The sequence below is a fragment of the Asticcacaulis sp. YBE204 genome, from assembly GCF_000495855.1.
GTDB lineage: Bacteria > Pseudomonadota > Alphaproteobacteria > Caulobacterales > Caulobacteraceae > Asticcacaulis.
Genome location: NZ_AWGF01000002.1, coordinates 408,154 through 415,411 on the forward strand (window position 1 = coordinate 408,154; position 7,258 = coordinate 415,411).

General features: G+C 63.2%; 5 protein-coding genes and 1 tRNA gene. 1 reads left to right on the plus strand and 5 read right to left on the minus strand.

What is annotated here, in order from left to right:
* Positions 1-159 precede the first annotated feature (159 nt).
* The 5 genes from AEYBE204_RS41020 to AEYBE204_RS26005 form a co-directional block, all read right to left on the minus strand.
* Positions 160-2,715, minus strand: a complete 2,556-nt coding sequence (locus AEYBE204_RS41020; RefSeq protein WP_023461355.1) for a lysozyme — start codon at positions 2,713-2,715, stop codon at positions 160-162.
* Between the two features lie 187 nt (positions 2,716-2,902).
* Positions 2,903-4,426 carry a magnesium transporter gene (gene mgtE / locus AEYBE204_RS25990; RefSeq protein WP_023461356.1) on the minus strand — a complete coding sequence of 508 codons (1,524 nt, stop codon included), beginning with the start codon at positions 4,424-4,426 and terminating at the stop codon, positions 2,903-2,905.
* A gap of 177 nt (positions 4,427-4,603) precedes the next feature.
* Positions 4,604-4,688 (minus strand) — tRNA-Leu (locus AEYBE204_RS25995).
* A gap of 88 nt (positions 4,689-4,776) precedes the next feature.
* Positions 4,777-5,964 carry a tetracycline resistance MFS efflux pump gene (locus AEYBE204_RS26000; protein WP_023461357.1) on the minus strand — a complete coding sequence of 396 codons (1,188 nt, stop codon included), beginning with the start codon at positions 5,962-5,964 and terminating at the stop codon, positions 4,777-4,779.
* A 186-nt stretch (positions 5,965-6,150) separates the two neighbouring features.
* Positions 6,151-6,408: a FliM/FliN family flagellar motor switch protein gene (locus AEYBE204_RS26005; protein ID WP_023461359.1), complete on the minus strand. Its 258-nt coding sequence runs from the start codon at positions 6,406-6,408 to the stop codon at positions 6,151-6,153.
* A 70-nt stretch (positions 6,409-6,478) separates the two neighbouring features.
* Between AEYBE204_RS26005 and lipB the strand changes: the two genes are divergently transcribed.
* Positions 6,479-7,207, plus strand: coding sequence for a lipoyl(octanoyl) transferase LipB (gene lipB / locus AEYBE204_RS26010; RefSeq protein WP_023461360.1), 729 nt, complete (start codon positions 6,479-6,481; stop codon positions 7,205-7,207).
* The last annotated feature ends 51 nt before the right edge of the window (positions 7,208-7,258 follow it).

Here is a 7,258-nt window from a genome sequence, read left to right on the forward strand (position 1 = left end):
GCATTTGAGCGTTAGCGAAAATGACGGAGGGGGATGACTCCGAACGTTTATACAGGCTGCGACCTTGGTTAGCGCTTCGCGCCCCCTCCGTCACTTCGCTACGCTCAGCGCCACCTCCCCACTGCGTAGGGAGGAGGGAGTTTCATTGTAGAAGGGAGATTAATCCTTCAAACCGCCCAGACGGCGGAAGATCAGCCACACCGACACGCAGACGCAGAAGATACCCACAATCGCCAGAGCGATCGACATGGTGGTGAAGAACTCGGCATTGCCCATGCGCTGCGTCAGGTCGTCGAGCGACTTCTGATAGGCCCCCGCCGCGCCGCCCAGCGCCGCCAGACCGATGATCGAGATGAATATCCATTGCAGGGTCGAGGCGATCATCTGCCAAAGGCTGCGCTCGTTGGCCTGAGCTTCCTCGGCGGAGACCGCGATGCGGCCGTCGTCGCCGACCCAGTCGTCTTCGTCGTCGAACTCGTCCGCCGGGAGAGCGGCCGGCGGCGCAACCGGCGCCGTCGCCAGCGCCGCCGAACCGTGTGCCGTGTGGTGGTGGCCCAAGCTCAGGGAATCGTCAGCCCCCGCACCGGATACCGGGTGTTGCAATTGCTCGCGCCAGTGGACCGGGCGCTCGGACGACGCGGCGTGTTGCGGCTGAGGCATTTCGACTTTGGGTGCGACCGGCGGCGCGGCCACGACGGTCGGCGGGGCCATTAACGAAGGGTTGGGCCTTACGCCGGATTCGATCTTGTGGTGCAGGCGCAGGACTTGCGGCGCGTCCTCGACAGCTTCCGGTTCGGCGGGCTCGGCCTTGACCTCAGGTTTGGCCTCAGGTTTGGCCTCATGTTTAGCCTCTGGCGCGGGCTCCGGTTTGACGTCGGGCTGCGGCTTCGACGAGATTTCAAACGCCGGGGCAGGCGGCGTCACCGGTTGCGGCGGTGCGACAGGTGGTTGTGGCTTCGGTTTGACCAGCGGCCCCATGCTGGCATAGGGCGAATAGAGCCGCATCAGGGCGGCGGCGGCTTCGGCCTTGCGGATTTCTTCGGCCTTGCGCGCCGCCTCGTCGGCATCGGGCGCTGGCGTTGCGGTCTTGGCGTCGGCGTCGGCTCCGGCCTGAGCCTCCGTTTCCGCTGTGCGGCGCGCCTCTTCCTGCCGTACCTGTTCCAGACGGTCGGCCTCAGCCTTTGCCTGAACGGCTTGGGCCTGAACTGCCTCGGCGCGTTCTTTCTCCAGACGCTCGGCTTCAAGTCTGGCAGATTCGATTCTGGCAGATTCGATTTTGGCAGCCTCAAGCCGCGCCTGTTCCGCGCGTTCTGTTTCAAAACGGGCGGCTTCAAGACGGGCGGCTTCAAGACGGGCGGCTTCCAATCGCGCCGCTTCAAGTCTGGCGGTCTCAAGTCTGGCCTGATGCTCGCGCTCCAGCCTTTCGCTCTCAAGGCGCGCACGTTCCAAGCGGGCCGTTTCCTCCAGACGGCGGGCCTCGTCGTCGAGGCGCTGGCGCTCCAGCCGCTGCTGCTCAAGGCGTTGCTGCTCCAGACGCGCCTCTTCGAGGCGACGGAACTCGGCCAGACGCGCTTCCTCGGCGACGCGGGCCGACGCCAGAGCCTGAGCCTGACGCATGGCCTCTTCGCGCAGCAGGGTTTCCTGACGCACGGCCTCGTCACGCAGCCGCGCCTCTTCCCGCAGACGGACCTCCTCGCGCTGACGAACCTCCTCGCGGATGCGGGCTTCCTCACGCAGCAGGGCTTCCTGACGCAGTTCGTCGCGCAGGCGGTTCTCTTCGCGGATGCGCGCCTCTTCCTGGGCGCGGATGGTCTCGATACGGCGGGCCTCCTCGCGCAGACGGGCGTCCTCGCGGGCGCGCGCCTCGTCGGCCAGACGCTGCTCTTCGGCGCGGCGCGCCTCCTCCAGACGACGGGCTTCCTCGGCCCGGCGCTGGGCCTCGGCGGCGCGGCGATCCTCTTCGCGCTTCTGCTCCTCGGCGACGCGCACGGATTCCAGCCGACGGAACTCTTCCTGAATGCGGGCTTCCTGCTCGGCCTTGAGCAGAGCAGCCTGCGCGTCGAGACCGGACGCTGCCGAGGGGGCCGGTGTGGCAGCAATATCGGCCACGCGGACGATGGTCGGCTTGAACGGTGCGGGTTTCGGTACGTCCGGTACCGGGACCGGGGCCACCACGGAAGGGGCCACGACCACGGGCGCTTCCGGGGAACGGATCGTCATCCCCTGCGGCATCAGGTTGCCGTCCAGTTCGATACCGTTGTCGTCCGGCGTGAGGAACAGGCTCTTTTCGGCGGCGCGGCGGCGGATCAGCGGCGCCAGCACATAGGTCTGCCCGTTGAAATCGGCGCTGGTCCAGTTGTCGAGCGCCTGGGCGGCCTCGGTCGCGCGGCCCTCATTGACCCGACGCAGGACGTCAGAGGTCGCGAAATGCTCAAGTCCCACATTGAAGCAAAAAGAGACCAGCGCATCGAACTGATTCTGATTCAGCGGCGTGACGGCCAGATTGTTGACGCCATCGACGATGGGCAGCAGATCGAAGCGCAGCAGGGCGTCGGCGTCTTCGGGCGAGACGCGGGCGCCTTCACGGGCGGAAAAGGTGTGGCCATAGCCAATCATCCAGCGGCCGTCGGGCAACTGCGAGGCCTGCTGACGCAGCCCTTCAAAACTCTTGATCAGCTCGACTCCGGCGCGGGAGACTTTTTGTCGCGCTCTCATCAACTCTTCCTGACCCAAAACGGCACTACCTGCGAGGTTAGGTCAATCCCCGAGCAAGATTCGCGCCTCACGCTAATAATCCTGCCGACGATCTTCCACCCAGCCCGGTCAGATTTACATCCGATCCGTTAAGCTTAAGAGAAGAGATTAACCCCGCACGTGCAGCATTTCACACGGTCCGTTAATTTTACAACAGAATTATCGCGGCCAGCCCCAGGAAACTGAAAAAACCGACGCAATCGGTAACCATGGTCACGAAAATCGGCGAGGCCGCGGCCGGATCGCGGTCCAGTTTCGACAGGGTCAGCGGCACCAGAGTCCCGGCCAGAGCCGCCGCCGTCAGGTTGATCATCACGGCCAGAGCGATCGTGATCCCCAGCATCGGGCTGCTGAACACCAGACCGGCCACGACCCCCAGAATAGCGGCGATCACCGACCCGTTGAACCAGCCGACGCGGACCTCGCGCCAGACGGTACGCAGGGCGTTGGCGGTGGTCAGTTCGCGCGACGACAGGGCGCGCACCGACACGGTCAGGGCCTGCGTGCCGGAATTGCCGCCGATCGAGGCGACCATCGGCATGAGGACAGCCAGCGCCACCAGCTTTTCGATTTCGTTTGAAAAGACCGAGATCAGCGACGAGGCCATGAAGGCCGTCAACAGGTTGACGCACAGCCACGGCAGGCGCGACCGCACCACGTCGAAGACGCTGGAATCGCGACCTTCGTCGTCCGACACGCCGGCCAGCGCCAGAATGTCCTCGCGGTTTTCTTCCTGAATGATGTTGACGATGTCATCGACCGTGATCTGCCCCACGAGACGTCCACCGGCATCGACGACCGGGGCCGAGATCAGGTGGTATTTCTCGAAGATATAGGCGACCTCTTCCTGATCCATGCCGACTTCGATTTCGGTGATCGGCTCCATGATCGCCGACAGGGGCGTTGCGCGCGGACTGCGCATCAGCAGCGACACCGGCACCGCCCCTACAGGCTTGTGCGTCGGGCTGATGACATAGACATCGAAGAACAATTCCGGCAGGTCGTCGCCGTGGGCGCGCATATGCTCGATGGTGTGGCCGACGTCCCAGAAGTCGGGCGCGGCCACGACCTCGCGCTGCATCAGGCGCCCGGCGGTCTCCTCCTCGAAGGCCAGCGACGTGACCATCGCCTCGCGGTCCTCGGGGTCCATCGCCGCCAGAACGGCTTTCTGCTGATCGGCCTCCATGTCCTCGAACACCGCAGCGGCATCGTCGGAATCGAGTTCCTGAAGCACCTCGGCCAGATCGACCGGTCGCAGGGTCTCGACGACCTCTTCGCGGATGCCTTCGTCCAGTTCGGACAGGATGTCGGCCAGGGCGTCGGCGGGAATCCACGGAATGACCTGCTCGCGGTAATCCTCGGACAGGAAGCCCATCAGGTCGGCGACATCGGCGGGGTGCAGCGCGTCGAGCAGTTCGCGCAGGCGCATCCCGTCATTGCGATCAGCGGCGTCGATGACCAGCTCGATATATTGCGGATTGAGCGCGTAGTCGTCCTGAAGCGCGAAATCCTCGATCTGCTCGGGCGTATTCAGTTCCGGCAGGTCGCTGTCTTCAGCGGCTTCGCGTGAGGTTTCCTTGGCGACGGCTTCGGCCAGAGCCTTCAGCGAGCCCTGCATTTCATCGGCGGGCGTGGCCAGCGTATCCAGTTCGGCTTCGGGTTTTTTGACCATGATCCGCCTCCCCTGAAACACTGAAATAGACGCTGAAATGAACCGGATGAAATAATCGCTTCGAATGATGCAGGAATGTGCCCGAATCCCTAATGTTTGCAAGCCTTTTCGGGCCTGCGCCTATCAGGCACAAAAAAAGGTTTCGAGGGCTGGCCTCAAAACCTTTTTTGATCCGATTGGTGCGGTCAAGAAGACTCGAACTTCCACATCTTGCGATACAGCGACCTCAACGCTGCGCGTCTACCAATTCCGCCATGACCGCACACACCGGAAGGCGCGCCACTTAGCAAGCCCTGAGGGGTTTGTGAAGCGGCAAATGCGCTTTATCCCCGAAATTTGCGAAAATAGGCCTATGTCCGTACGGCGGATGGCTTGAAGCGCAGGCCGAGCACCAAAGGTACCGTCAAGGCGTAAACACAGGCTACCGTGAGCCAGATCGCACCGGGCCAATGCGATCCGACCGCGAAATAGACGCTGGAAAAGACCAGCGGCGCCACGATCGACGCCAGACTGACCGTGGAGGCCAGCACGCCCTGAAACTGACCCTGCAATTTGTCATCGACCTGACGTGTCGCCAGGGATTGCAGCGCCGGGACGCCGATGCCGCCCAAGGCAAATACCGGCATGATCGCGAACACCATCCAGCCTTGCCGGGCGAAGGCCATCACCGTCAAGGCCGTGCAGACACCCGCTATACCCGTCAGGATCGCGCCGCGTTCGCCCAACCATTTCACCGCCGGTCCGGGCAGGAACGCCTGTGCCGCCGCCTGACAGACACCGAACGTACCGAGCGACAGCCCGATCCACAGCCCGTTCCACTGAAAGGCGTCATGGCCCCACAAGGCCCAGCAGATACCATAGGCCTCGCCGGTCGCGCTGAAGATGAAAAAGAGCGCCAGAACAGGCCACAGGCTTTTGAGGGAAAAGGCCCAGCGCAGGGGGCGCAACGGATTGAGCGACACCAAATCGATCTTGCCCCGCGTCGGAGGTCGTGATTCCGGCAGACTGAAAAAGGCCAGCAGAAGGTTGCACAGGTTCAGCACCGTCGCCGCCATAAACGGCAGCCGCAACCCGTAATCGCCCAGAGCGCCCCCCAGCACCGGGCCGAGGATAAAGCCTATACCGAACATGGCGTTGAACAGGCCGAAGCGGCGGGCGCGTTTATCCTCCGGCGAAATGTCGGTGATATAGGCGCTGGCCACCGCGACATTGGCGCTGGTCAGGCCGGCGATGGCGCGGCCCAGCACCAGCATCCACAGGTTGGGCGCGAACGCCAGAAACAGGTAGTTGATGGCCGCCCCGCCGAGCGACAGCAACAGGACCGGACGGCGACCCAACCGGTCGCTGAGCGCGCCCAGTACCGGCGCGAAGATGAACTGCATCACCGCATAGAGGGCCGTCAGGGCGCCTATGTAAGGCGCCACGTCCTGCGTGTGGGTGACCTCACGCAGCAGCGAGGGCAGGATGGGAAAGATGAGGCCTATGCCGACGGCATCGAGGACAATAGCCGTGAAAATAACGATAAGGGGACGTTTCATGACGCGCTCCGGTCAAGGCGAGCCGACGACGCGACCAAGCGCGACAACTCACCATGGATTCAGGGGAGACGCTGACCGCGACCGTTCAAAAACGGTGCGGCGTGTGCTTGACCGCCGGAATATATCGGCAGTCGTTTTTCGCGACGGGTCTGATTTATATCAAATGACGGCGGTCGTCAAATACGGCTAGTTGCCCAGTGCCATATAGTCGTAGACATTGGCCGGGCGGGTCACCACGATCGAGATCTTCTCTTCGAAAATCTGGATTTCGCCGCGCGCCACGGGGTGGTTGTTGGCCAGAATCCACACCTCGTCATGCTCACGCGCGTCGAGCGGAATCACCGCGCCGCGGCCCATGCGCAGCAATTGCTGCATCGGCAGGACCGAACGCCCCAGAAGCACCGAGATTTCTACCGGTACGGAATTGACCTGATTGGCTGACACGCTCGACTAAAGCCCCTAAACTCACCATATAGGGCTATGAAACACCCTTATCGCTTCAAAATGACCAAACATGCTTAACGACACCCTAAATGCGGACGCCCTCCCCGACTTTTTCTTGCGCGACCCGGAACGTGGCCTGCCCGAATGGCGCGTCGAGGCGGCTCCCGTCGCCTATCCGGACGCGGTGGCCTTCATGGAACAGCGCGTCGAGGCCATCCAAAAAGGCGAAGCGCCGGAACTGATCTGGCTCCTCGAGCATCCGCCGCTCTATACGGCGGGCGTGTCGGCCAAGCGCGAAGATCTGCTGACGCCCGACCGGTTCGAGGTGTTCGACAGCGCACGCGGTGGGCAATTCACCTATCACGGGCCGGGCCAGCGCGTGATCTATGTGATGCTGGACCTCAACCGCCGCACCAAGGACATCCGGGCGTTTGTGAAAGCGCTGGAAACCTGGGTCATCGACACCCTGTGGCGGTTCAATGTCGAAGGCCATATCCGCGACGGCCGCGTCGGCGTGTGGGTCGAGCGCCGCGACCGGGGGGTATCCCCACCGCCGGAAGACAAGATCGCGGCCATCGGCATCAAGCTGCGTCGCTGGGTCAGCTTCCACGGCATTAGCCTGAACGTCGAGCCGGACCTGTCGCATTTTACCGGCATCGTGCCGTGCGGCATTTCCGAACACGGCGTGACCAGCCTAGTCGATCTGGGGCTGCCGGTGACGATGGACGAAGCGGACTATGCTCTGCGCGCCAGTTTCATGGACATTTTCGGGCCGGTCGAGGGTGTGGCAAGCGTCTAGATCAGGCCTTGTTCGCCCGACGTCTCGACAAACCGGGTGGCGCTTCCGTAA